We start from the raw sequence: 25,516 nt of genomic DNA, 5'->3' as shown, positions 1-25,516 counted from the left end.
AAGCAACTTATCTATCAAGGTAGCCCTTCTTCCATCAATTTTTCTAGTGCTTCGCGTAGACGAAGTGTAATGGCACCTGGTTTACCACCAGATACTAAATTTCTGTCTAGCTTAGTAATTGGGATGACACCACCAATTGTATCGGTAAAGAATAATTCATCCGCATCATCTACAAAATTACGATTGAATTCTTTCTCAATAATGGTAATACCTAAAGATGGTGCTACACGCGTTAAGATCATTTGGCGCGTAATACCTTTTAAGATATGATTATCCGCTGGATGCGTGTACAAGATACCATCTTTAACAGCAAACACATTAGATGTTGCACCTTCTGTGCAAATACCATCGCGAAATAGCATTGCTGTATAGGCAAATTTCTTTTCTGCTTTTGTTTGTGCCAAGATATTCGGGATCAAGTTTGTAGTCTTAATATCTACATGCTCCCAACGTTCATCAGGTAAAGCTATCGCTTTTACACCTTCACCCAATTTATTAACTTCATCTAAATCCAAGGTACGGATAAACATAAGCATTTGTGGTTCTAATTTGGAGCGATCATAAGCATGGTGACGTGATGCTACACCACGAGAGATTTGTAAATAAATATAGCCCTCTTTGATTTCACTTTGCTCGATCAAAATTTCGTGCAATTCTGTCAAATCATCAGGGGTCATTTTTACAGGGATATCCATTTCACGCATAGAGCGATACAAACGATCTTGGTGGTAAGACAAAGCGAAGCAACGGCCTTTTACGACGCGAACAACTTCATATACAGAGTCACCAAACAAATAGCCACGGTCATCAATACTGATAACTTTGGCACCTGATTCGACGAATTCACCGTTAAAATATGTTAATTCTTGCATAGGAGCACCTCTTTTTCTATTTCGTTACTCTATCAAGTGGTAATCATCATGGACTTATTATAACACAATTACTTTTAAATTTTCACACTTTACTTTGTGAAAGATATTAATTCGATATACAAAAATCCGCTAGGATACCATAGTTAAAAACTATATCCTAGCGGATGTATAACAAATATTATTTTTATACTAAATCAGCACTACAAAACTAACTAAAACTACGTACACCATTAACGTACTAGCACCAATTAGGGCTCTCTATAAAATAGTTCTCATACTAAACTAATGCCCCAGTATAAATTTACGGATAGATTTAGGCACATAATTAAGAGCCACCGTAGACAAATAGGATAATCCCAACGCCATAACATACATAATTAGCACGTTGGTCACCGTATACAAGAGATTATATTTAGCCATCACACCAGAAATGATTAACAACCAAAATGGATGCGCTAAATAAATACCATACGATTTATCGCCTATCTCAGACCAAATGGACTCCATAGTCACATTCATAGGTAGCCTTTGGAATAGGAATAAACTAAACATCGTTCCCAATCCTGTATAAAGAACGCCCATAGGACTCATTTGATGTACCGTGTAAATTGCTTCTAACACAGTATAATGCCATACGTCCATGACATAGTAATAAGAGCCAAGCATCAATAATATAGAGCTTACCGCACTGACGCCTAAAAGGTAACGATAACGCCACATATATTCGCAGACGATTTCATATCGTTCAGCACATACGGCACCTAAAAGGAAAATCCACACATAATGAATAACCCAATAGTTGAGTCGCATATCAAAAAGATATTTAAGAACTGGCTGATTGCTTAGATTTTCTGTTACCCAACGGCCAAGCATGTAAGACGAAACATAATCGATACCAACTTGGATGACAAAAAGTAACACCAGCCAAAATACAGGCCGTTTTAAGATGACTTTCACCATGGCCCGCCATAATGGCATCATCACGTAGAACCATAGCAAAATAACCATAAAATATAGATGATACATAGAGGTACCAAAGAGTAGATTTATCGCCAACGGCCCTGGATGTAAATTGCCAAGGTTATGAGCTGTCATCCCTGTATATAGCAAGTAAAAGATGGACCACGTAATATATGGAAATAGCACCACCTGAATGCGGCGGTGCATAAATTCCTTATATGAGAATGGTCCCTCTACCGAGGTATGATAAAACAAGCCAAATGCAGAGAGAAAGAAAAACGCAGGCACTCCAAAGCGAGAGAGAATTTCTAACACGCTGATGAGTTCTAAATTTACAAAAGGATTTTGCAATGCGTAAGATCCTACATGAATGCCGATAACACCGAGCATACAGAGGCCTCGCATATAAGTAATTTCCGGTAAAAATGCTTTTTTCATAGCCATTGCCTATTCACTATTGACCAGGTGCCACTGCAGGTGTCGGTACCACACGTGGACCTTGAGACTCTGTAGCTGGTTGTTTAACTACAGGAGGGGTAGATGTAGGTGTTTGAGGCGTTGCAGCTTTTTCAGGTTGTGCGGCTTGTGCTGGTACAGCCTGACCATTTGCTTTAGCAGCCGCTTCTGCCTTAGCCTTAGCTTCTGCTTCAGCCTTAGCTTTTGCTTCAGCTTCTCGTTTCAAGCGTAATTCTTTTTCAAGTGGTACCACTGGTTTGTCATAAACAGTGATATCCGTTTCAAATAGACGTCCCCATGGGAATGTAGCTTTTACTGTACGAGGATTGATTTTAAGGTATTTTTCAGCGAAATCTTGAATGCGTTCACCTAAATAACTTTCAAGACGTTCATTTAATTCACCAGAGTAACGAACATTATCTGTTCTGATAGAATCTTGCATACGATAAATATCTTTACGAATATTTGCTTGATATGCCCAGTTATCCAAATATTGTTGCGTCAACATATCACGATGACCTTCTGGACTCATAGATTTAAGCAATAATCCTTGAGCAATAGCGTAACCTACTGTGTTACTTGCTGTATTCCAACCATTATACGCACCGATTTTGTACAACAAATCTCGTTTGTACATAGCGGATACCAATGTATTATCTGCACCATTATTGAAAGCAATATCTGCAACGCTTACGTTCACACCAGAGTCAACAGCTTGTTGAATGCGATCTACGAAAGCATTTGTAGAGTTGGAGATCATCGGGAAGTTTTCGAAGTTTTCAGACTCGCCTGTGCTCGTTGTAAGAGGTGTATTAACAGCCAATAATACAGTTGGTTTACCTTGTGTCACCATTGTGCCACCTACAGCCTCAACGTGTTGAGCAATTGTTTTATCAATCGTTTGATCTTCGTAACCTGGCAATGTTTTACCGCCACCACCGAGTGGATAAATTACGGAGAATGTAGGTTTTTCTGTGCTCACATCGGTACGGGAACGCGCCATCAACAAGAGACCAAGTTGGTCAGCACCAGGGAAGCTACCGTATTTTTCAACAGAAATATCCTTGGAATATTTGTTGAGGTAACGACCTTCTAGTGCGGATTGAGATAATTGAGATGTATCATCATGACCTAATGCAAAGTAGTCGAATACACCACTGCGAGTTTCATCAATCAACTCTTTGTTGATTTTCATATTTTTTTGACGGCGGTCAAACCAGTCTTGCAAGTATTCCACAGGAACAGAGGCTTGCAGACTCATCAATTTTTGAGTTTCTTCTTGCGTTAAGGAGCCAGAATCCAATTTATCTTGTAATGCAGCAATTTGGAAGATTGTTGGGCCATATTCCGCATAGTAGGCCGGTTCAGTACCACCACCGCTCGCACGTGGAGAACGCATTACGGTGCCAAAGCCATAGATGCGTACATTTTTATTACGCGCTTTTAAACCTTCAATACGTTTCAAGCGATTTTGCAACGTACTAAGCGGAATATTATGTTTACGAGAATCTACAAGACCTCCATAAATAAGAGTATCTGTACTTAATACCATAACATCAGCACGACCTGCATTTTGCTCTACCCAAGCCATAATTTGATCAGCTTGACCTTGGTACGTCTTACCAGAAATCAAGTGTTGAGGTGGTGTCAACACAGTCATACCCGCCTCACGAGCTGTATCGACTGTATATTGCAAACTTACAGGACGATCATCTTGAGGTACATATAATACGGTTTCTGCATCAATATTGATGGATGTACCTGTAGCAATGGCTGTAACCATTAATGCTACTTTCAACCATTTATTTGTCATAAAGCAAATCTCCTTCTGTGTACACGAGTACTCTCGACTCGAAAATTAACTCTTATATAATACTCTTTTTTTCTGACACTTTTATGAAATACTTAATAGTATAATTATATCATTTACCTGTTATTTCTCAAATGCAGTGCCTTTAGCTTTAGCGCACTTTGGGTAAGCTCCAATTATATTTAATAGCTAGTAAACGGATAACTAGTACAACGGTAAAAGCACCATATACAGCCTCTCCAACCCAGTTAGAAATAACCATTAAGTAATAAACGATGCCCCCAATAACACTAGGTAGAGCATACACATCTTCTTTTAAAACAGAGGGAATCCGTTGAGCCAGCATATCTCGGATAATACCACCTCCAACGGCAGTAATAGTTCCTAATAAAACAATGAAAATTGGCAGCTCAGGATATAGTTTAAACCCTGCAGATGCTCCAGTTACTGTAAACGATGCTAGCCCCACAGCGTCGGCTAATAAATAGCTTGCTCGGCTACGAGGGCCCATAGCATGCTTGCGATAACGGCTGTTATAGATAATAAATACGATAATTGTTACGGAAATAACCACAGTTACATATACAATATTGCGTAACGAATTCGGCGGAAAATACCCCAAGAGAACATCCCGTACAATTCCACCACCGATTGCCGTGGCCAGTGCCAATACAGCCATACCAAATATATCCATTCTCCGCGCCACCCCAACAAGTGCTCCAGAGATAGCAAAGGCAATAGTGCCAATCATATCAAATATATACCAAATAATATCCATAATACCCTCACACAATCTATTCGCATAACTGCGCACACTATGATAGACTTTATGTAAGATATTATACATTAAGAGGTATGAGAATGACAAAGAACATTACACCTATAGAGATTAAAAATATGGATGAGCGTAGCCGTGATGAATATTTTATGGGTTTTGCCCTAGAGGAGGCCCACAAAGCTTATGCTCTAGGAGAAATTCCTATCGGCGCCATTTTAGTTCAAAACAATACAATCATTTCACGCCACCATAATCGCCGCGAATTAGATAACGATGCAACGGCTCATGCAGAGGTGCTCGTCATCCGCGAAGCATGCGATGTACTCAAGCGTTGGCGGTTGACTGGTTGTACCCTGTATGTTACGATAGAGCCGTGTCCGATGTGCGCTGGAGCCATCATCAACAGTCGTATTGACCGTGTTGTATATGGTGCAAGTGATTACAAAGGAGGCGCTGTAGAGTCTCTTTTCAATGTACTCTCTCACCCTGGTTTAAATCATGAACCCGAATTAGCATCGGGGATCCTTGGTGATGAATGTAGTCAAATCATGAAAGACTTTTTTAAAGAGCGCCGTAAAACACGGAGGAGTACCCAAGAGGCTGAAGGGTCCGCACTCGAAATGCGGTAGGTCGGGCAACCGGCGCGGGGGTTCAAATCCCTCCTCCTCTGCCATATAAAATATATAAAGCGCTAACCATGGTTAGCGCTTTTTTGCGAAGGGACCACTACTATGAAAAAATATTACCCTTATCTCATTACGGTGAGTCATATGATTAACGACTCCTGTCAAAGTGTATTACCTGCCCTCTTGCCATTATTTATCTACACTTATGGACTTAGTTTAGAGCAAGCAGGCTTTCTCATATTAGCCAATACAGCATTATCTTCATTGTTACAGCCATTATTAGGTTATGTCTCTGACAAGATCAATCAGCCACGGCTCATCGCCTTAGGTGTTCTGCTCTCAGCTTGTAGCACAGGTGTTATGGGTTTTGTAACCTCTTATGAAAGCTTGCTTGTTTGTGCTACCTTAGCTGGTGTAGGCTCCTCTATCTTCCACCCTGAAGGAGCGAAAATCATGAATCGCCTCGGAGGTGGTAAAAAAGGTAAAGCCATGGGGACCTTTGCCATCGGTGGTAGCTCTGGTTTTGCCATCGGTCCACTCTTTGCGGGCTCTATTGCCTATACAGTAGGACCTCATGGACTGGCAGCTTTCACCATAGTGGGTCTTATTATCTCAACAGTTTTATTCGTCCTCATGCCGCGCATAGTAACTCAAGCACGCACTATCGACCAAGCGGTAGCTATGGAAAACCCTACACTAGTGGCTAAGCCGCTAAAGAATTACTGGAAATACTTTGGTATCTTGTTTATTATCATCCTAAGCCAATCAGTAAACTTCCGCGTTATCAATGCATTTATTCCTATCTTCTGGACTCGTGAACTCGGCACTAGCCCAGAGCAAGGGAGCTTTGCATTAACCATATTCTTTAGTATCGGTATCTTCATGACATATATTGGCGGTCTATTAGGCGACAAATATGGTCCCATCAAAATCATTAGACTATCCCTATTGATTTGGTTGCCAGCTATGTTCCTATTAACAGAAGTGCCAACCTTCTCCCCTGTTATCATGATGCCTGTAGCCTATATGTTACTACTCATGATTGGCGCTGCTAAAGCTCTTAGCTACAGCCCCGTTATTGTACTAGGCCAAACCTACCTTGCTAAAAGCATCGGCTTTGCGTCCGGTATTACCCTCGGGGTGAGCCAAACTATCGGCGGTATCATCGCACCTGTAGTAGGTAACCTTGCGGATACCTATTCTTTACCTGCCGCTATGATGACACTCGTACCATTCCTAGTAGTGGGTCTTGGGGCTTCATTGATACTTAAAGATCCTAAAAAATTACAATAAAAAAGGCCGTTGTTTCTAAATTGGAAACAACGGTTTTTTAGTATCAAAATATTTGAATTTTTGCCAAATTATATATTTATACCTTATCTAGTTCTTTCAGTCTATCTTCCATAATAGATATTTTAATCAATGCCCTTTGCTTCTTTAAATCTGCTACAATTCCCAGTAGTATAGCTATGCAAAATGTATTTAACAACAAAAAAACAAAATCAATAATTATTGTATGCTTTAAATATCCTATTACGACAAGGAGAACACTAATCACAAAGAAAATTCCGTAAAACCACCAAGCACGCCCTCCTGGAAGCTCCATAAATAAAGCTACTAACCATCCAGCAAAAGAGACAACAAGAGTAAATAAAGAAATCATAGATAAAAAATCAAAATAAACAGTAGTAATCATAAACTCTTTAGTGGCTGGTCCTAATACAATTACTTGAGTAGCTAAATCTAATCCATAAGTGAAAATTCCCGCACTTATCACACCAAATACAACGGAACTCCATATAAAAGTAAACTTACTGTCTAATTCTGCTCGTCCTTTAATTATTTCCCAGCTCAAATCACGCACTGAAAGATTTTTTATCTCATCGCAAATTTTCAATTTGTATGTACGCCAATATCTTTTATCTGCACTCGGAAATACTTTATGATAAAAATAAACAAACTTTTGGGGAAAGCTAGCTTTTTTAGGTAATAACACACTCATATAAACACACCTCAAACTATCTAGATTATAATTAGAATATCTTATTCTAATATACCTTTATATATCACCAACTATACATCATATTCTTAGTAAGGCTAAGAAAACGACCCCCTTTGCAAAAATTTTTCTGCATCGGGGGTTAATTTATTTTAAAACTTAGTGTTTTAGCATTTCATTCAATATAACTACGTCCGTTTCTTTCATGCCTTGTGCCACAGCACCAATACTGCGGATAGTTTCATCAACGGAGTATGCTACAAGTCCATCGCCTTTTTGGTAGTTTTTGTTAAGGCGAGCTTGTTTATATCCCATAAAGGCGCCATCAAGGGAAATTGCAATTTTACCTGCACAGGATGGTTTCGCACCATCACATACGATACCAGATAAACTTGCAAGACCATTTACAAGAGTGTTCTCGATTATATCTTTACTATCACCCTTCAAGAAGGCAATACCTGCTACACTTACCACACCGGCAGATACAACGCCACAGTATGCAGACAATTTACCAATACCAGATTTAACGTAAAGCGTTAGCAAGTTAGCAAAGACGAGAGCGCGATACAATTCATCTTCACTTTTACCAAGTTCATCGGAAGTCGTAATGATTGGTACAGACACGGTTAAACCTTGATTACCAGAGCCAGAGCAGATAACGACAGGCAATGGGCAACCACTCATACGCGCATCAGAGCCAGCTGCGGCACGAGCCTTACATTTCGTTTCGAGAGATGGATTTTCTTCATCTAACAATAACAATTGTCCAATATTAGATCCATAATCATTGGACAGACCTTCCTTAGAAATTGCAGTATTATACTCAACTTGCTGTTTAATTTGAGGTAGGATACCAGAAATATCACCTGTTAAAGCAAATTCGTAAATGCTATCGAAGGTCATGGCATATTCTGTTTTAGCCGCTTTCTTAATTTCATTGACTGTTTCAGAGACAATCTCACCATCTACTGATACATAGGTTACATTCGTATGGTCATTTTCAATGCGAACAACCGCTGTATGTTCATCTGTTTCTGCAGTGATTTCTATATATAGATTATCTACGCCTTCAGCAAGTGAAACGGTACAGAAGTTAGCATCAAGCAATGTACCAAGCCATTTGCGATCTTCGTCTGTAGCAGATTCCAACACCTCTAGTTCACGCTCTGGATGACCTACAATAGCACCCAGTGTAGTGGCCGCCGTTAGTCCTTTTCGCCCCCCAGAATTTGGAATGACTACAGATTTTACATTTTTGATAATATTCGCGCTGCATCTTGCGTGAATATGGTTAGGAAACTCATCTAAAACAGAGACTGCCTTCGCAGCCGCATAAGCCAATGCAATTGGCTCAGTACAACCGAAGGCAGGACGCATCTCTGACTGTAACAAAGAAATATAATCCATCTTATACTTCCGCAATAATTTCCACTTCTACAATAACGCCTAATGGAAGGTCTTTTACTGCTACACATGAACGAGCTGGTTTAGAAGTGAAATATTTAGCATACACTTCATTAAATGCTTTGAAATCACCAATATCAGCTAAGAAGCAAGTTGTTTTAACAACCTTGGAAAAGTCTGTACCAGCTTCAGTCAATACGGCTTCAATATTTTTGCATACTTGTTCAGTTTGCTCTACAATGCCCCCTTCAACAACTGTACCAGTTGCAGGATTGAGTGGAATTTGACCAGAAGCAAATAATAAACCGCCAATAACTTTAGCTTGAGAGTAAGGGCCTACTGCTGCTGGTGCTTTGTCTGTAGAAATTGTTTTCATGATAAATCTCCTTTTATAAATAAATATAAATTAATATGACTATATTTAAGGTGCGAAACTCATGTTGATGCCTCGATATATATGACTTACCTCAATATATCACATATTACACAAAAGTACGTATATAACCAATTATTTAATTGATTTAAATGCATTATCAAATATTGGTTTGAAATAATCACGTTGTACATCAGTTGTTATACCTACATACAACACTGGTTTTCCTGGCTTCAACACAAATGCAGCATTTGCATAGAGTGGAGTTTGTACATTTCCATCTGCATATAACAAGCGAGAGCTTGCTGCATATGTTTGATATTTTGTACCAGCCACCGGATGTACTTGTTCTGCATTTTCTACGGTTAGAGTTTTAAGTGTTTTAGGCATAATCGTTGCTTTTTGGGAATCACGACTAGACACATTAATAGGTCCATTCAAAGGAACTACTGTTGTGCTAGTGGGAATCTGTTTATTTATTGTTCCTAATAGAAGTTGCTCTGTTACAGGATCAATTTGACCTTTATCAAGAGCGGCCATTGCCGCTATAAACATAGGGTCATTAGCCTTTTCTTTAGCCACTTGTTGCGCTATTTGTTTAACATCTACAGCCACTACGAATGCATCTTTTTGACCAGTTTTATCTGCCCCTTGCAATTGGTATATATCAAAATTAGTACCAAAGTTTTGGAAAAATTCCTTTGCCATCATATTCGCCATCGTAGATTTTGAGGGATTCTGTTGCATTTGTTTCTCTACAAAATCACGTGTATTTGTTTTAGACGCAGAAACAATATTTACATTATTAGGCACTACCATGGATCCTGCAATTGTTTGTACATCCTTAGCAAAACCTACGCCAGATACAGTACCCATTAGGCAAGCTGCACAAGCCAATACTTTCAAAGATTTCATATTATTTACCTCCCTTGAGAGATTGTGTTTGATACATATGATTCAACTCATTAGCCCAATAATCATAGCTAGAGTCATCAGACATTAAAATCTGTAAAGATACACCTTTATCTGTAGGAACAGCATAACCAATTAAGGAATAAGTATTTCTAAAGCCATCATATTTTAGACTACCGCGTAAATCGCCTGTCACAGCTGTACCATAGCGTGTTTGAACAGGTTTATAGGCCACATGCGTTGCATCTAGGCTTACTTGTTTTGCCATAAAGTCTACATAAGAACGGATCTCTTCTATACTTTTAGGAGATGATTTCTTATCTGTGGCAAGCATTTTATCAAAGACACCTATAATTTGAGAAGGTAACTTATCATTTATCGTTTTTAGATCTTTAGCTAATTTAGCACCTTCAATAGTATTGCTCTTCAGGCCTTGTAATTGTTGTTGGGCCGTCTCTTTAGAGTAAGATTCTACATATTTAGAGATAGAATGCTTTAATGCGGCTTTTTCCGCATCTGCCCCCTTCTCTAAAATAGTCTTATTCATACCTATAACTTGATCAATTGCATTTTTAGAATAGTTAATAACAATTAAACCACCTATATGATGTCCTTGTTTATCAGTACCTTGCAATTGATAGAAGGAGTAACCATCAAGAAAGTCCCCCTTCACTGGTTCAACAGCTACACCAGTCTGTGCTTTCACAACATTATTAATAGTATCAACAGCAGATTTATTTGCTACTTTAAGAAATTTATCTTGTTCTTGATTACGCAATCTTGTATCAGTAGAAATATGCATAACTTCTACAGCTTTCACAGTTGGGGAAGTTGTGCCGTACATACCATAACCTAAATCTACCGTATCAGCACATGCCACTGCCCCCATACCCACAGTTAAACAGGTGGCACAAGCCAATGTCATCAACTTTTTATTGAGAGTTCTCATAAGACACCTCACCTTTTTAACAATACACTATGTATAGATTGTTAGATAATCTGTGCAGTATATATTAAGAGTTTAAAGGAGAATCTATACTGCATATATTAATTATTATACTATATCGACATATATAACTGTATAGTATAATTTACAAGCTTACCTTTCTGCTATACAATACATAAATAGACATGTAAAGATGATATATGTATGAGAAATGGAAAGGAGTGCACACTCGGTGTGCTTTTAACATGATACAAGAATTAATTCCCCTCACTAGGCCTCGCACATTAGCTGCTACATTGGGGCCTACCATTTTAGGTGCCGCCTTTAGTTATTATGCATTTGGTGCTGCTCAGGGTACAGGTCTTGCCATTTTCCATACAATGCTCATATTTTTAGCTGTTGTAACAGCCCAAATTGTAGCTAATTTATGGAATGAATATAAAGACTTTAAATCTGGACTCGATGCTGGTCAAAAGGTAGGTAATGCTGGTTCTATCACACGTGGCGTTATAACACCAGAGCTCATTATAACGATGATTAAAGTACTCATGTTTGTACCCATTATTATTGGTCTTTATTTATCTGCTACTATAACTTGGTACTACATCCCGGTAGGCTTCTTATGTATTCTAATTAGTTTCCTTTACTCTGGCGGTCCAAAACCAATTTCTCGAACACCATTTGGGGAAATTTCCTCTGGTATCGCCATGGGTTTTGCTATCGTACTCATTACAGGCTATGCCTGGATACGAGAATTATCCTTAGCCCTGTTAATTCCTGCAATTCCATCTACATTGCTAGTTGGTTCCATCATGTTGACGAATAATATCCGAGATATTCGTAATGATGAAAGCCATGGACGTCACACGTTGCCAATCGTGCTTGGTCGTGAAAGAGCACTCAGCTTAATGAGTATCTCATATATTTTCAATTTTATTTGGATCATTGCTTGGATTATAGTAGGCCATATGACATGGTTCGCCTTATTAGCGTTCCTTGCAGCACCACTAGCTTTCAAAACAATTCATACATTATCTACCAATACAGATGAGTTCCAATTAGATAAGGCTATGGGTACTACCGCTGGAGCCGCTATGATTTATCAACTAATGTGGGCGATTGGACTTATCATGGGCAAATTAATTTAAAAAATGAACATACTTATATTATAGGTTCTCCATAGTTTTTAGTTATGGAGAACCTATAATAATTCCTTCTTGATAGATAGGAAATTATTTAGTACTATAGATTTAATATTTTATATGTAATTATTGTATAAGGAGTGTGTCTAATGAGAAAATTTTTAGCATTAGCAGCTACTGTCATCCTTGGCGGCGCTTTATTAATCGCAGGCTGTGGTAACGACAACAAACAAGCTGCTAGCGATGGCAAACAAGTATTAAAAATTGGGGCAACAGCAGTACCTCACGCAGAAATTTTGGAACAAGTTAAACCAATCTTAGCAAAAGATGGTATCGAATTAAAAATCACAGAATTTACTGATTACAACACACCTAACTTGGCTTTAGGGGACAAAGAGATTGATGCCAACTTCTTCCAACACGTACCTTACATGGAGGAATTCGCAAAAGCTCACAAACTTGACTTAGTATCTGCCGGTGGTGTTCATCTTGAGCCAATGGGTTTATACTCCCGTAAAATCAAAGATTTGAAAGATCTTCCAAAAGGCGCTAAAATCGCTATTCCTAATGACCCTACAAACGGTGGCCGTGCATTATTGTTATTACAAAAACAAGGTCTAATTACATTAAAAGACTCTACAAACATCTTATCTACAGTGCAAGATATTACTGCGAACCCTAACGAATATCAATTCGTAGAATTAGAAGCAGCGCAAGTACCTCGTTCCCTTGACGATGTAGCCTTAGCCGCTATCAACACTAACTTTGCATTAAACGCAGGTCTTAACCCTGGCAAAGATGCATTGGCAATTGAAAATAACGATTCCCCTTACGTAAATATCGTAACTGTACTTAAAGGCAATGAAAATGACCCTCGCATCAAAAAATTGATGGCTGCACTTCATAGTCCTGAAATTATCAAATTCATCCAAGAAAAATACCAAGGTGCTATTGTTCCTGCATTCTAAGCATCAAAAAGCTAGCCTCAGCGGCTAGCTTTCTTCATATACTAGTCAAAATTATGTTTAAAGGTGTCTCCATTGAGACGCCTTTTTTATTTAATATTTTATACTATTGTTTTATATAATTATCCCATTTATGGAAACGATACCCTACACCCCAAACAGTATCAATATACTCTTCATTTTGGAATTGTTTATCAATTTTAGCTCTTAATCTATTTATATGAACCATAATTGTTGAAGTTTCTCCTAAAGAGTCTATCCCCCAGATACTTTCAAATACTTCTTCTTTTGTAAATACACGATTAGGGCTAGATGCAAGAAGAACTAAAATGTCATATTCACGTGGAGTCAAATTCACCTCAGTACCACCTAAAAAAACTTGATGAGAATCAAGCAATATCTCTAAGCTACCTGCAGTAATTTTTGCGTCCAACACAACTGTAGGGCTTAGACTATTACGGATGCGATTATAACGCTGAATGTGTGATTTAACACGTGCTACAAGCTCTGCCGGACTAAAAGGTTTAATCATATAATCATCAGCACCAAGTCCTAGCCCCCGAATTTTATCAATATCTTCACGTTTAGCACTGACCATAATAATAGGTATTTCTTTTTCCTTACGAATATCTCGACACACAGAGAATCCATCCTTTTTAGGAATCATAATGTCAAGAATAATTAAGTCATATTCATAATCAAGGGCTGCCTTTAACCCATCAACGCCATTAGTTTGAATGTCTACTTCATAGCCTTCGATTTCTAAATAATCTCGCTCTAACTCATAGATACCCATATCATCTTCAATAATTAAAACTTTTCCCATACTTTTACTCCTTATCCAAAGGAAACTCCATCACAATGGATAGTCCAGGTCCACTATCATTATGTTCAGCATGAATAGAACCATTCATATCTTCAACGATTTGTTTTACAATAGCCAGCCCAATGCCATTACCATTAGCTACCTCTGTACGTGCTTCATCAGTACGGAAAAAAATATCAAACAAACGATTTAACATTTCTGTAGGAACACCTTTCCCATCATCTGAAAAAGTCAGTTTACAGCCATTATCTATCTTAGCTGTAGATATATCAATAGATACAGATTCGCCACGTCTATACTTTATACTATTGGATACAAGATTATCCAAAACACGATAAAACTGTATCCGATCAATTACTATTAAACTATCTTCGGCACTATACGATTCATGTAAAACGATAAGTTCATGATTATTTAAATGTCGCTCTCTAATATACTCTCGAATTAAATCATCTAATGCATATGTATCTCGATTGTAGTGAATTTGTTTTAACTCTAGTTGCGAAAAGTCCGATAGCATATTAACTAAATGTTCAATACGCCCCGCCATATCATAAATCCGCTGCACATAGCGTGCTTGCTTCTCTTCTGTATTTGCAATACCTTCAATAATACCACTAGCATACCCCTTTACCGATGTAAGTGGTGTTGAAATATCATGACAAACCCCTGCTATCATTTCGCGCCTACGCTCTTCATAAAGGTCTTGCTCTTGACGGGCTTTAAGCAATGATTCCTGCATATTATTAAATGCCTCACAAGTAACCCCTAATTCATCGTGATTTCTTACAGCAATTCTTTTTGGCACTATCCCATTTTTGAGATCATCAGCAGCTTGCTTCAAATCTATGACAGGTCTCAAAATATACTCACCTAATCGATTGGATATATATAGGCCTATACCAATGATAATAGCTATTATCATTAAAATACCTATACCAAAAGCGCCTTCCACCATTTTCTTATCCGTTGATTCTGGCCCCATACTTTTAGTCATAAATGGGATTCTACCAGCACCATACACTGTAAGTCCCATATCATAGGAATTCACATAGGTAAATTGGTTGCCTTCCCAGTTCAAATAATGATTAGACTCTAAGCCATTTATCATATTTTTAACGTTCGATAACATTATATTAGGCTCTATATCTGGCGTAGCATAAACTATTTTATTATCTTTGAGAATGACTATATCTAAGCCTTGTGCTTCTAAAACAGCACTACTATCCAAAATATCACTTATTGATGTAGACTCTTTTGAAAGTTTCTTATTTATTTGTTCTAACCCCAATTGAAATACTTGAGACTGAATTGTACTAGGCGCTAGCATCATCCACTGACGATGATTTACAGGATTAGTATAACGAATAACCCCCCATACTATAGATAAGGCGGTAAGTAAAACAATAAAAGGTATGATAATAATTAATAAATTACTAATTATCATCTTTCGCCGTACGCCTAAGCTATTAAACCAGTTAAAAAGCATAGATACCTCCTTTTTAACTATTATACAAACCTATATCTTATCTGTCATGATATAGAAATCAATCTTTTAGAAGATGTAATTTCATCGTTATATTTTCGTAATATTTCTCCTTTATGATGTATTCATACAAGAAAGTCATCAAATAAAAAGGAGATATATATGAATTACGAAATCTTTCAACTTATCAACAGCCTAGCAGGTACATATACGTGGCTAGATACAAGTATGATATACATTGTAAAATACCTTTCAATAGTCTTTGCTTTATTACTGATACTCTTATCTGGATTAGGCCTCTATTTTAAAGATAAAAGACTTATAAAAACCTGCATACATACTATCGCATTTCTTGGTATTACCATGATAGCTCATAGTATCATTGGTTTCATAGTGCAAGAACCAAGACCATTCGTCACACACACAGTAAATCTACTTATTCCTCATGTAGCTGATTCTAGTTTTCCTAGCACCCATGCTATGGCAATGACTGCTATTTCATTACCAATTTTAGCAGTTTATAAGAGACTAGGTTCTATTCTACTAAGTGGAACCATTTTAACAGGTTTTGCGAAAGTCTTTGTTGGTCATCATTATCCTCTAGACGTTATCATGGGTATCCTCATCACATATTTGTTATTTAAAGTCTATCAAAACTATTTATCTTCTAAGATTGATACGCTATTAAATCACCCTAAATATAATATTTTCCGATTACTCATAAATACAAAACTAAGCCTATATCTTATAAAAAAAGCAAACCAACCATTGAGTAAACAATTTAGCATGAAAGGTTAAGGCTATGAAGTATGTCTTAAAAAATAAGAACTATCATATTTTGATAGTCCTTATCTTCTCTGCCATCATTTATTTTATTGGAAATGCATATCTTAGTATTACGGATCCTGTAGAGTCTAATTATGCGCTAACCGCAAAAGAAATGCTTCTAACCAAAAACTATTTATCTCCACAAATTTTTGGTCATTATTGGTATGATAAGCCTATATTTTATTATTGGGAACTCATTGTTGGTTTCAAACTATTTGGCATTACAAACTTTGGCGCTAGATTCTTTTCTAGCCTTTTAGCTCTCTGCAATATTTTTCTAATCTATCGCTTTGTAAAAGCACAAACAAACCACGTTATTGCTCTTGTGAGCGCCATTATCGTATCCGTGTCAGCAGAATATTGGATTATCGCAAAATCTCTTATAACAGATATGACCCTAGGACTATACTTTAATGCTACCTTAATGAGCTTTTACATAGGATACATACATCATAAAACAGGTCAACGAGGTTATAAACGTTACTATCTATTAGCCTATATAGCATCTGCTTTTGCCGTATTGACTAAAGGTCCAATTGGATTCCTATTGCCAGGTCTCATCATATTAGTTTACCTTGCAATCAGACGAGATATTCGAGAATTATTTAGTCTACAGATTATACCTGGACTGTTACTATTTCTAAGCCTCGGTGGTAGTTGGTATTATTATATGTATATCACCCATGGAAATGACTTTATCAATGTCTTTCTAGGTGTCCATAATTGGCTTCGTGCTACAGTGTCTGAGCATCCAAGATTCAATGTTTGGTACTATTACATTCCTATAACAATCATAGCATTATTACCTTGGTCCATTATATTACCGAAGTCAATTTATAGTAATCGCAAGAATTGGTTTACCAATATTCCATTCCATAGCTTTTTAGCTGTCTGGGCTGGTATAGTTATCCTATTTTTCACTTGTATGGCAACTAAGTACTCCACCTATAGTTTTCCTGCTTTAACACCGTTAACTATATTAATAGCTGTTATGTGCTACAAACGTATCAACTTAATTTATAAAACGGCATTCGTTATGGGTATTGCTTATATAGTGCTTACATTTGCAGTAGCAGTACCACAAATGAAGAAAGCCTCAACACCTAGTATTAGCCAATTTATTAGCCAGTCTATTAGTGATGACTCCATTCTTGTACAAGGTAGTGGTAGATATCGCGTTTCACCTACTTACTATAGCGGTCATGAAGTATATCAATTACTCGGCCCCAATGAAGTAGCCCCTGATCCAACTACTATTTCTTGGAACGCTAAAGATGTCATGCCGTTTATATCTATAAATGACTTACCAACAAATAAAAAAATATATCTACTCGTTTATGGTGACGATTATCTTCCAGATACAATAAATTCAGATAATTTGTCTTTGGAATATTCCAATGCTGAAGGTACTATCTATCAATTACATCGTTAGATGAAAAACTAAATGGTAATAACGCTTCAATAGATACTACTTTTATATTGCCCTTCATGTTTCTCATAATGATAATAGGAATGTTAAACTCTCCCATTACCTGACGACAAGCACCACATGGTGCACAAGGCCCTTCCGTATCAGCAACTACGGCAAGAGCCTTAAAATTTGTATGCCCTTCTGATACAGCTTTAAATATAGCGGTTCGTTCTGCACAGTTCGTTAAGCCATAAGAAGCATTTTCTATGTTACACCCTTCATAAATAGTCCCATCCTCACAGAGAATAGCTGCACCTACGCCAAAATGGGAATACGGACTATAAGTTTTCTCACGAGCAACGATGGCGCGATCTATAAGGTTTTGAATTTCCTGTTCTGTCATATGAGTTTCCTTTTCTATCATATGGATCTCCTCATTCCACTATATCAAGAATCGTATCCGCCATGATTGGTGCAGTTTCGCCAAAGGTAATCGCCTCTAAATATGTCTTTGCAGCATTAGAAAGCAAGCTCTCATCAGAAGCATACAAGGTAGCTATACATTCACCTACTGTAACTGAGTCGCCTGTTTTCTTGTGCATCAAGATGCCCGCACTATAATCGATAGGACCATCCTTAACAGTGCGACCGGCTCCAAGCATAACGGATGCAATCCCGCATTGTTCTGTATTCATATGGGTAATATAACCGTCTTGAGGCGCTGTAACATCATAGGTGAATTTGCCAATGGCTAATAGGCTTTCATCATCAATAACTCGGCTGTCGCCATCTTGAGCATCAATCATCATACGCAATCGTTCTAATGCGGCACCAGAGTCGAGTGCCTCTTGCACACGACTGAGAGCCGTTTCATAGTCGCATATATGACTCAATACGAGCATGTGGGCAGCCATGATAATACATTCATGCGTTAAATCTTCTGGACCATGACCTTTCAACGTATCAATAACCTCGCGAATCTCCAACGCATTTCCAATAGCATGGCCTAGCGGTCGATCCATATCCGTCAAAATAGCCTTAACTGAACGGCCATTTTCCTTTCCAATATCTACCATTGCTTTAGCCAATTCACGAGCATCCTCTATGTTTTTCATAAAGGCACCACTGCCAACCTTTACATCTAACAAAATTGCTTGAGCACCAGAAGCCAATTTTTTGCTCATAACAGAGGATGCAATAAGAGGGATACTATCAACAGTTCCCGTCACATCGCGCAAAGCATATAGCTTTTTATCAGCAGGTGCAAGCCCTTCCGACTGACCAATAACAGCAAGACCAATTTTATTAACTTGATTGATAAAAGCATCTTGCTCTAAAGATACCTTTAAATTTGGAATAGATTCCATCTTATCAATAGTGCCACCTGTATGACCAAGTCCACGTCCAGACATCTTAGCCACCTTGCCGCCAGAAGCGGCTACGAGAGGTGCAATAATAAGTGTTGTCTTATCTCCCACGCCGCCTGTACTATGTTTATCTACGGTAATCCCATCAATATTTGACAAGTCTACCATATTACCTGATTGAGCCATAGCCAAGGTCAAAGTTCCTAGTTCGCGAGCATTCATACCATTAAAAACTATGGTCATCAAGAGCGCACTCACTTGGTAATCAGGGATTTCCCCCTTTACATAACCATCTATGACAAAGCGGATTTCCTCATCTGTTAACGGCAAGTTCGCCCTTTTCTTCAGAATAATATCATACATACGCATAGTTACACCGCCATTCTAAGAAACCACCTAAGCATAGCCTAGGTGGTTTTCTATTATACTTCTTCGTTCAAGTGATTCTTTAGTAACTCTACAGCTGCACTGGCTCCAATTCGGCTACAACCTTCTGCAATATAGGCTTTCATATCCGTAATAGAGCGAATACCACCTGCAGCCTTAATCTGTACATTAGGACCAATATGCTTTTTAAAGAGTCTAATATCTTCAAGGCTTGCACCGCCGCTACCAAATCCAGTAGATGTTTTAATATAGTCTGCGCCACCATTTGTAATACATTTACAAAGCGCCACCTTTTCAGAATCTGTAAGATAACAAGTTTCGATAATAACTTTTAAAATTTTATCACCACAAGCCTTCTTAAGCGCCTCAATTTCGCTAGTTACCGCTTCAAAATCACCTTGCTTTACATCTCCAAGATTAATAACCATATCAATTTCAGAAGCGCCCTCTTCAATAGCCTGTTTCGTTTCTGCCACCTTTACCTCTGTTGTTTCATATCCTAAAGGGAAGCCGATAACGGTACATATGTTAAGTTCTGGATATGCTTCATGGGCAGATGCTACAAAATCTGGAGGAATACAAACAGATGCGGTTTTATACCTTATACCATCCTCACAAACTTCTTTAATATCATCCCATGTAGCTGTAGGACGCAATAATGTATGATCTACATAAGCTAATAATTCTTTCCCCAACATAGTACCTCTCCTTACTAAAAGAACGACATTTGTTCTGGTTCTGGCTCTTTATGTAATGCATCTTGAGCAGAGCGATTTTTATCATCAATGAATGGTTCTAACGGTACGCCTGTAGTCTTTAATAAATCTGGTAAACTATTAACGCCTTTCAACTTAGCAGCTTCTAATACAACCTTTGCACAAGTCTCTGCATCATCCAGTGCATAGTGATGTTTAAACTCAACTCCAATATATGCGGCCATTGTATTCAACTTATGATTAACTAAATCAGGCCATACCGCACGTGAAAGTTTAACTGTACATGCATAATCTAGTTCTGGCCAAGGGATTTTATAATAATCTAAAGTAGCACGCAATACGTTCATATCGAATTTCGCATTGTGAGCCACCATAATATTCCCTTTTAAATGGTTTTCATAAATGGCATTCCACAACTCATCAAAGGTCTTTTCATGAAGAACATCCTTCGGTTGGATACCATGAATTTCAATACATTCATCATCAAAACTCATAAACGGAGGCTTGATGAGGCTATATGCCTTTTTGGTAATTTGTCCGTCCTTTACGGTAATAACCGCCAAGGAGCACGCGCTATTTTTAAATTTATTTGCTGTTTCAAAGTCTAATGCAACAAAATCTAACATAGGACTCCTTTCAAAATCTATATATAAGAATTATATTCATTTACTCTACTTATTATAGCATGAAATAGACTATAATCTACTGTTCAAAGGTGACCAATAATCACCTCATTCACACCAATTTTAATTGACAGATAGGCCCTCAGTATGTGAAAATTATTTAGATATGTATGTAGTATGGAGGTTGCAACATGGCAGATGACAGATTAATCGTTGCCCTTGACGTATCCACGATGGATGCAGTGAAAGAAATCGTATTATCCCTCGGTGATTCGGTTAGCTTTTACAAGGTCGGCATGGAGCTATTCTACGCCGAAGGAGCAAAAACAATTCGTTTTTTACAGGAGCAAAACAAACAAGTATTTCTTGATTTGAAATTGCACGACATTCCAAATACCGTAGCCCATGGCGTAGCTTCCTTAACACGTCTCGGTGCTAGTTTAATTACTTTACATGGTCAAGGTGGTCCTGTCATGATGAAAGCTGCTGTTGAGGCAGCTCATGAGAGTGGCAAAGAACTAGGCGTGGAACGCCCAAAATTATTAGCCATCACCGCATTAACTAGCTTTGACGATGAATCTTGGACTGCTATTGGTGGTCAGCTACCAATTTCCGACCAAGTCATTCGCCTTGCAAAACTCGCTAAAGACTGTGGTATGGATGGTGTTGTATGTTCCGCATTAGAAGCCAAAATGATTCGTGAAGCATGTGACGATGACTTCCTCATCGTTACCCCTGGTATTCGCCCTTCCTTTGCAACAACAGACGACCAAAAACGGGTTGCTACACCAGCTAGTGCACTACAAGATGGAGCATCTCGCCTTGTTATCGGTCGACCTATTACACAAGCCGAAAACCCTCGTGAAGCGGTTCGTTTAATTATTGAAGAAATGGAGAAAGTATCCAAATGATGACAGAACAAGAAGTAAAACAATTACTGATCGACACTCAAGCTATTTTAGAAGGTCACTTCCTTTTGACATCTGGTCTCCACAGTCCAATGTACGTTGAAAAATTTAATGTATTACAACATCCAAAATATACAGAAAAACTTTGTAAAGAATTAGCTGAACGCTTCCGCGATCAAAATGTGGAACTTGTTATTGGACCTATGACCGGTGGCATCTTACTTGCTCACGAAGTAGGTAAAGCGCTTGGCACCCGTGCTATCTTCACAGAACGCGAAAAAGGCATTATGACATTACGTCGTGGCTTTAAAATCGAGCCAGGCACAAGAGTACTTATCGTTGAAGATATCGTAACTACTGGTGGTTCTGTACAAGAAGTAGTAAATGTGGTAAACCAATCCGGTGGTGAAATCGTAGGTGTAGGCCTTCTTGTTAACCGTTCTGGGGGTAAAGCAGAATTCGGTGTACCTCACGAAAAGGTACAAGCATTACTTAATCTTGAAGTTCCAACTTATAAACCTGAAGAATGCCCTCTTTGCAAAGACGGCGTAGCTATGACAGAACGTGGCTCTAAACATATCAAATAATTTTTTAACGACCTATATACATGTATAGGTCGTTTTTCATTGAGAAGTTAATAATATATTCCCAAACCATCAAGTACTATCTAATATTTATAAATAGATACAAAAAGAGCTCCTTCGCTAAGGAGCTCTTTTTGTTTGTGTGTAGTTATTGTGTGTAAGAGAGAGATTCTGATACGAATGTATCACATAGAGTGTGTGACTCTATGGTGGCCATGAATGCACTTTCATGACCACGTTCTCTATATCTTATGAGAGAAATGAACTCATAAAGTATCATTAGTTTTGTGTAGTTTGCGGTGCACCTTGATCAGTTTGTTGTTGTGGTGCATTGCCATTAGGTTGTTGAGGTGGTTGGCCTTGCATAGGCATTTGACCTTGCGGAGGCATTTGACCATTTGAGTGCATATGCTGACCACTATTTGGTCCCATACCATCTTGAGGCATCATTTGATTTTGACCATTTTGGTGCATATGTTGGCCATTATTTGGCCCCATACTATCTTGAGGCATCATATGATTATTTCTATCCATCATATGTTTATCCATATACTGATTAGGACCATCATGTCTATGTGGTTTTCTAAACTGTTGTTCATTCGTTTTCATCCATTCACCAAAATTAGGTAAATCATTAACAGCAAAAGATGTACATGCTCCAACAGCACAGATTACTGTTAAAATTGCTGTAATTATAATACGTCTCATAGGTCCTCCTTAATTTAAATTGCGGAAATAACGTTCACGTACGCCACGAAGCTCTGTACCAACAAAGACGCATGTAAGTCCACCAAATAAACCTACACCCCCAAGTGCCACTAAAGTTACAATGGACAATACTGGAAATGCAGTAACATTCTCAAATGGTTGCCATGAGCTACCTAGTAAGAACAAGATAGCCGGTGTAATAATGAATATAAGAGCACCTACAATATAGGATAAGGCACTTCCAATAGAGAGCAAAGTCTTAGATGCTTTTTTAGCCATCCCCGGTAATTGAGGTAAAAGACGCTCTTTATAATCATCAAATCGTGCATAAATTTCCTGCATATTAACGGATTTACTTTCACTACCATCTTGATTCATTGTGTCAGTAATAATACCTGCATCTACGTAGGATGCATATATTTCCTCTGGAGACCCTAAGGATTTAATGATCTCACTATCGGTAAGCCCTTTTTCATAACCTACCGCAAAATGCTCTTCATAAACCTCTATAATACTCTCTACATCTGCAACACGCGCTTTTTTAAATATATTACGCAATGCATCCAAAAAGCTATTTTTGTTCATTATTATCGACTCCTTTCAACAGCATATTGATAACACCAGAAAAATCATCCCATTCTTGACGCATCTTGTTATATGCTGCACGGCCTTCGTTCGTGATATGATAGTATTTCCGTGATGGGCCTGTAGAAGACTCCTTTAAATACGTTTCAACATACTTTTCTTTTTTCAGTCTGTTAAACAATGGATATATCGTTCCTTCAGATATTTCAATATATTCCGAAATGGTGCTTACGATTTCGTATCCGTAACGATCATTTTGTGTTAATAATGCTAGCACCAGCATGTCCATAACACCTTTTTTTAATTGAACTTGCATAGTTCCTCCCTTTTAGGCTGTGCTTGCCTGCCAATGTGAAAGCTCTCTTACGGTCACTATCATGTACTGACAAATACATAATAACATAAGGTACCTCGGAACGCAAGGTACTTTGTAAAAAAATATTGAAATTTAATATATTTTTTCTTATTTCTAATCTATAAACACAGTTAATTTCTGCGTTTATAGGGAAAAATTTTTTCAAAAAAATTTTCTTATTTATGGTATTTTTTATACAAAATCTATTAAAGCACCCTATTATAACTAAAAATCCTCATCTAAAAGATGAGGATTTTCTAACACTACAAAAGAAATTAGTGCATTATTGGAATACTTAATTAAGTTTTATTTACTAGATTCTAATTTGAAGACGCTTCCCCTAATTTAAGCTGTGCACTCTTCATTTTGCCGTTATGAGTATAGGATACCAAAATTGTATCTCCAGGGCTCTTAGCATCAATTTGTTCTTTTAATTCAAGTAATGTAGTAATATCTTTACCATCAATTTGTGCAATCGTATCCCCTTCTACGAGACCAGCTTGTGCAGCAGGACCATTAGGATCAAGTTGAACAACAAGAAGTCCATCACCTTCATAGGTTACATTATTGCGCGCTGCAGTTTGACGGTCTACAGCCCACACCCCAATATAAGGGCGAATGACCTTACCATTTTTAATAATAGAATCAACAATTGTCATCGCAGAATTAATTGGAATAGCAAAGCCCATACCTTCAATTCCCTCTTTAGAGATTTTAGAGCTATTGATACCAATTAACTCACCATCTGCATTAATAAGCGCACCACCTGAGTTACCTGGATTAATGGCTGCATCAGTTTGAATCAATGGGAATCGTTGACCTTGATCATCAATTGTACGTGCTAAGGCACTAATAACACCAGAGGTAACTGAACCTTTAAACTCAAGACCTAAAGGATTGCCAATAGCAATAGCTGGCTCCCCCACTTGCAAGGAGTCAGAGTCACCAATTTTGATAGGTTTAATATCTTTTGGAGGTTTAATTTTTACAACTGCTAAGTCCGTCTGTGAATCTGAACCTATAACAGTCCCCGTCACCGTACTGCCATCAGACAATGATACTGTAACCTCCCCATTTCTAGCCCCTGCTACCACATGTTTATTGGTTACAATATGTCCATCATTATCGATAAGTACACCAGATCCGACACCTTCTCCAGCATAGATTGTACGGTTAAATATATCCTTTTGAAATACTTGTGTTGTAATCCCTACTACAGCTGGCCCAGATTCTTTAGCCGCTTGCACTACATAGGTATTACGCGCTTCAGTAATAGGCTTAGTCTGTTTAGTTTGTTCTCTCACGTTTGTTGGTTGCGTATTAACAGGGCTGCCAAAGAAATAGTATCCTCCGCCTACCCCAATACCCAAAGCAAGAATACACGCAATTACTGTTTTCTTATATTTTGAAAATGTCATGTAGATCTCCTTATATTCTTCTTAATATTCTTCTACATCACCCATAACATCTTAATGATGATTATAAAAGT

27 protein-coding genes and 1 tRNA gene are annotated in these 25,516 nt (G+C 38.0%); 9 read left to right on the top strand and 19 right to left on the bottom strand.

What is annotated here, in order from left to right:
- Positions 1-14: 14 nt before the first annotated feature.
- The 4 genes from FNLLGLLA_RS02365 to FNLLGLLA_RS02350 all read right to left on the bottom strand — a co-directional run bounded on the left by FNLLGLLA_RS02365 (position 15) and on the right by FNLLGLLA_RS02350 (position 4,876).
- Positions 15-872 carry an aminotransferase class IV gene (locus tag FNLLGLLA_RS02365; RefSeq protein WP_021147814.1) on the bottom strand — a complete coding sequence of 286 codons (858 nt, stop codon included), beginning with the start codon at positions 870-872 and terminating at the stop codon, positions 15-17.
- 282 nt (positions 873-1,154) lie between these two features.
- Entirely contained in the window at positions 1,155-2,276 is a 1,122-nt protein-coding gene (locus FNLLGLLA_RS02360) for an acyltransferase (RefSeq protein ID WP_021147813.1), read from the bottom strand.
- A 10-nt stretch (positions 2,277-2,286) separates the two neighbouring features.
- Entirely contained in the window at positions 2,287-4,101 is a 1,815-nt protein-coding gene (locus tag FNLLGLLA_RS02355) for a DUF4127 family protein (RefSeq protein WP_021147812.1), read from the bottom strand.
- Between the two features lie 148 nt (positions 4,102-4,249).
- Entirely contained in the window at positions 4,250-4,876 is a 627-nt protein-coding gene (locus tag FNLLGLLA_RS02350) for a trimeric intracellular cation channel family protein (RefSeq protein WP_004693621.1), read from the bottom strand.
- Positions 4,877-4,959: 83 nt separating this feature from the next.
- Between FNLLGLLA_RS02350 and tadA the strand changes: the two genes are divergently transcribed.
- From tadA to FNLLGLLA_RS02335, 3 genes are all read left to right on the top strand, one after another.
- Positions 4,960-5,505: a tRNA adenosine(34) deaminase TadA gene (gene tadA / locus FNLLGLLA_RS02345; RefSeq protein ID WP_024061301.1), complete on the top strand. Its 546-nt coding sequence runs from the start codon at positions 4,960-4,962 to the stop codon at positions 5,503-5,505.
- A tRNA-Ser gene (locus FNLLGLLA_RS02340) sits at positions 5,459-5,549 on the top strand. The genes tadA and FNLLGLLA_RS02340 overlap by 47 nt, the downstream gene beginning before the upstream one ends.
- A 58-nt stretch (positions 5,550-5,607) precedes the next feature.
- A complete protein-coding gene (locus tag FNLLGLLA_RS02335) occupies positions 5,608-6,795 on the top strand; it encodes an MFS transporter (RefSeq protein ID WP_174892241.1) in 1,188 nt (395 codons plus the stop codon).
- Positions 6,796-6,871: 76 nt separating this feature from the next.
- Here the strand turns inward: FNLLGLLA_RS02335 and FNLLGLLA_RS02330 are convergent, their stop codons facing one another.
- From FNLLGLLA_RS02330 to FNLLGLLA_RS02310, 5 genes are all read right to left on the bottom strand, one after another.
- The gene (locus FNLLGLLA_RS02330; protein ID WP_004698339.1) at positions 6,872-7,504 is read right to left on the bottom strand and encodes a hypothetical protein; all 633 of its coding nucleotides are present in this window, start codon (positions 7,502-7,504) and stop codon (positions 6,872-6,874) included.
- A 156-nt stretch (positions 7,505-7,660) separates the two neighbouring features.
- On the bottom strand, positions 7,661-8,908 hold the full coding sequence (locus FNLLGLLA_RS02325) for an L-cysteine desulfidase family protein (RefSeq protein ID WP_021147809.1): 1,248 nt from the start codon (positions 8,906-8,908) through the stop codon (positions 7,661-7,663).
- A 1-nt stretch (position 8,909) separates the two neighbouring features.
- The gene (locus tag FNLLGLLA_RS02320; protein WP_021147808.1) at positions 8,910-9,281 is read right to left on the bottom strand and encodes a RidA family protein; all 372 of its coding nucleotides are present in this window, start codon (positions 9,279-9,281) and stop codon (positions 8,910-8,912) included.
- A gap of 132 nt (positions 9,282-9,413) precedes the next feature.
- A complete protein-coding gene (locus tag FNLLGLLA_RS02315) occupies positions 9,414-10,193 on the bottom strand; it encodes a hypothetical protein (protein WP_021147807.1) in 780 nt (259 codons plus the stop codon).
- A 1-nt stretch (position 10,194) separates the two neighbouring features.
- Entirely contained in the window at positions 10,195-11,139 is a 945-nt protein-coding gene (locus FNLLGLLA_RS02310; protein ID WP_021147806.1) for a hypothetical protein, read from the bottom strand.
- 242 nt (positions 11,140-11,381) lie between these two features.
- Between FNLLGLLA_RS02310 and menA the strand changes: the two genes are divergently transcribed.
- Both menA and FNLLGLLA_RS02300 read left to right on the top strand, forming a co-directional pair.
- Complete coding sequence (gene menA / locus FNLLGLLA_RS02305) at positions 11,382-12,284, top strand: 1,4-dihydroxy-2-naphthoate octaprenyltransferase (RefSeq protein ID WP_021147805.1); 903 nt, start codon at positions 11,382-11,384, stop codon at positions 12,282-12,284.
- A 143-nt stretch (positions 12,285-12,427) separates the two neighbouring features.
- Positions 12,428-13,246 carry a MetQ/NlpA family ABC transporter substrate-binding protein gene (locus FNLLGLLA_RS02300; RefSeq protein WP_004698373.1) on the top strand — a complete coding sequence of 273 codons (819 nt, stop codon included), beginning with the start codon at positions 12,428-12,430 and terminating at the stop codon, positions 13,244-13,246.
- Between the two features lie 103 nt (positions 13,247-13,349).
- Here FNLLGLLA_RS02300 and FNLLGLLA_RS02295 read toward each other — a convergent pair whose 3' ends face one another.
- The gene (locus tag FNLLGLLA_RS02295) at positions 13,350-14,069 is read right to left on the bottom strand and encodes a response regulator transcription factor (protein ID WP_021147804.1); all 720 of its coding nucleotides are present in this window, start codon (positions 14,067-14,069) and stop codon (positions 13,350-13,352) included.
- 4 nt (positions 14,070-14,073) lie between these two features.
- Positions 14,074-15,558 (bottom strand): HAMP domain-containing sensor histidine kinase, encoded by a 1,485-nt coding sequence (locus FNLLGLLA_RS02290; protein ID WP_021147803.1) that lies wholly within the window; start codon positions 15,556-15,558, stop codon positions 14,074-14,076.
- Positions 15,559-15,717: 159 nt separating this feature from the next.
- Here FNLLGLLA_RS02290 and FNLLGLLA_RS02285 point away from each other — a divergent pair, with 159 nt between their 5' ends.
- A complete protein-coding gene (locus FNLLGLLA_RS02285) occupies positions 15,718-16,353 on the top strand; it encodes a phosphatase PAP2 family protein (RefSeq protein WP_021147802.1) in 636 nt (211 codons plus the stop codon).
- A 4-nt stretch (positions 16,354-16,357) separates the two neighbouring features.
- Positions 16,358-17,815, top strand: coding sequence for an ArnT family glycosyltransferase (locus tag FNLLGLLA_RS02280; protein WP_021147801.1), 1,458 nt, complete (start codon positions 16,358-16,360; stop codon positions 17,813-17,815).
- Here FNLLGLLA_RS02280 and FNLLGLLA_RS02275 read toward each other — a convergent pair.
- Genes FNLLGLLA_RS02275 through FNLLGLLA_RS02260 form a run of 4 tightly spaced genes read right to left on the bottom strand, consistent with a single transcriptional unit; the run spans position 17,793 to position 20,890 of the window.
- Positions 17,793-18,197, bottom strand: a complete 405-nt coding sequence (locus FNLLGLLA_RS02275; protein ID WP_077708649.1) for a cytidine deaminase — start codon at positions 18,195-18,197, stop codon at positions 17,793-17,795. The two genes, FNLLGLLA_RS02280 and FNLLGLLA_RS02275, sit on opposite strands and share 23 nt — an antisense overlap.
- A 31-nt stretch (positions 18,198-18,228) precedes the next feature.
- The gene (locus FNLLGLLA_RS02270; RefSeq protein WP_021147799.1) at positions 18,229-19,530 is read right to left on the bottom strand and encodes a pyrimidine-nucleoside phosphorylase; all 1,302 of its coding nucleotides are present in this window, start codon (positions 19,528-19,530) and stop codon (positions 18,229-18,231) included.
- 53 nt (positions 19,531-19,583) lie between these two features.
- The gene (gene deoC, locus FNLLGLLA_RS02265; RefSeq protein ID WP_004698377.1) at positions 19,584-20,246 is read right to left on the bottom strand and encodes a deoxyribose-phosphate aldolase; all 663 of its coding nucleotides are present in this window, start codon (positions 20,244-20,246) and stop codon (positions 19,584-19,586) included.
- 14 nt (positions 20,247-20,260) lie between these two features.
- Positions 20,261-20,890, bottom strand: coding sequence for a 3'-5' exonuclease (locus FNLLGLLA_RS02260; protein ID WP_008715623.1), 630 nt, complete (start codon positions 20,888-20,890; stop codon positions 20,261-20,263).
- Between the two features lie 188 nt (positions 20,891-21,078).
- On the opposite strand from FNLLGLLA_RS02260, the gene pyrF reads away from it, so the two are divergent.
- Both pyrF and pyrE read left to right on the top strand, forming a co-directional pair.
- On the top strand, positions 21,079-21,798 hold the full coding sequence (gene pyrF / locus FNLLGLLA_RS02255; protein ID WP_008715622.1) for an orotidine-5'-phosphate decarboxylase: 720 nt from the start codon (positions 21,079-21,081) through the stop codon (positions 21,796-21,798).
- The gene (gene pyrE / locus FNLLGLLA_RS02250; RefSeq protein WP_004698369.1) at positions 21,795-22,382 is read left to right on the top strand and encodes an orotate phosphoribosyltransferase; all 588 of its coding nucleotides are present in this window, start codon (positions 21,795-21,797) and stop codon (positions 22,380-22,382) included. The genes pyrF and pyrE overlap by 4 nt, the downstream gene beginning before the upstream one ends.
- A gap of 276 nt (positions 22,383-22,658) precedes the next feature.
- Here pyrE and FNLLGLLA_RS02245 read toward each other — a convergent pair whose 3' ends face one another.
- The 4 genes from FNLLGLLA_RS02245 to FNLLGLLA_RS02230 form a co-directional block, all read right to left on the bottom strand.
- Positions 22,659-23,087 (bottom strand): hypothetical protein, encoded by a 429-nt coding sequence (locus FNLLGLLA_RS02245; protein WP_024061348.1) that lies wholly within the window; start codon positions 23,085-23,087, stop codon positions 22,659-22,661.
- A 9-nt stretch (positions 23,088-23,096) separates the two neighbouring features.
- Positions 23,097-23,672, bottom strand: a complete 576-nt coding sequence (locus FNLLGLLA_RS02240) for a DUF1700 domain-containing protein (protein ID WP_024061349.1) — start codon at positions 23,670-23,672, stop codon at positions 23,097-23,099.
- Entirely contained in the window at positions 23,659-23,988 is a 330-nt protein-coding gene (locus tag FNLLGLLA_RS02235; RefSeq protein ID WP_004693657.1) for a PadR family transcriptional regulator, read from the bottom strand. Before FNLLGLLA_RS02235 ends, FNLLGLLA_RS02240 begins: the two co-directional genes overlap by 14 nt.
- 359 nt (positions 23,989-24,347) lie before the next feature.
- Positions 24,348-25,445: a S1C family serine protease gene (locus FNLLGLLA_RS02230; RefSeq protein ID WP_024061350.1), complete on the bottom strand. Its 1,098-nt coding sequence runs from the start codon at positions 25,443-25,445 to the stop codon at positions 24,348-24,350.
- Between the last annotated feature and the right edge of the window lie 71 nt (positions 25,446-25,516).

The sequence above is a fragment of the Veillonella parvula genome (assembly GCF_902810435.1).
In the GTDB taxonomy this organism is placed as follows: domain Bacteria; phylum Bacillota; class Negativicutes; order Veillonellales; family Veillonellaceae; genus Veillonella.
Note: the sequence above shows the minus strand (reverse complement) of the source record. Positions and strands in the feature narration are given on the sequence as shown.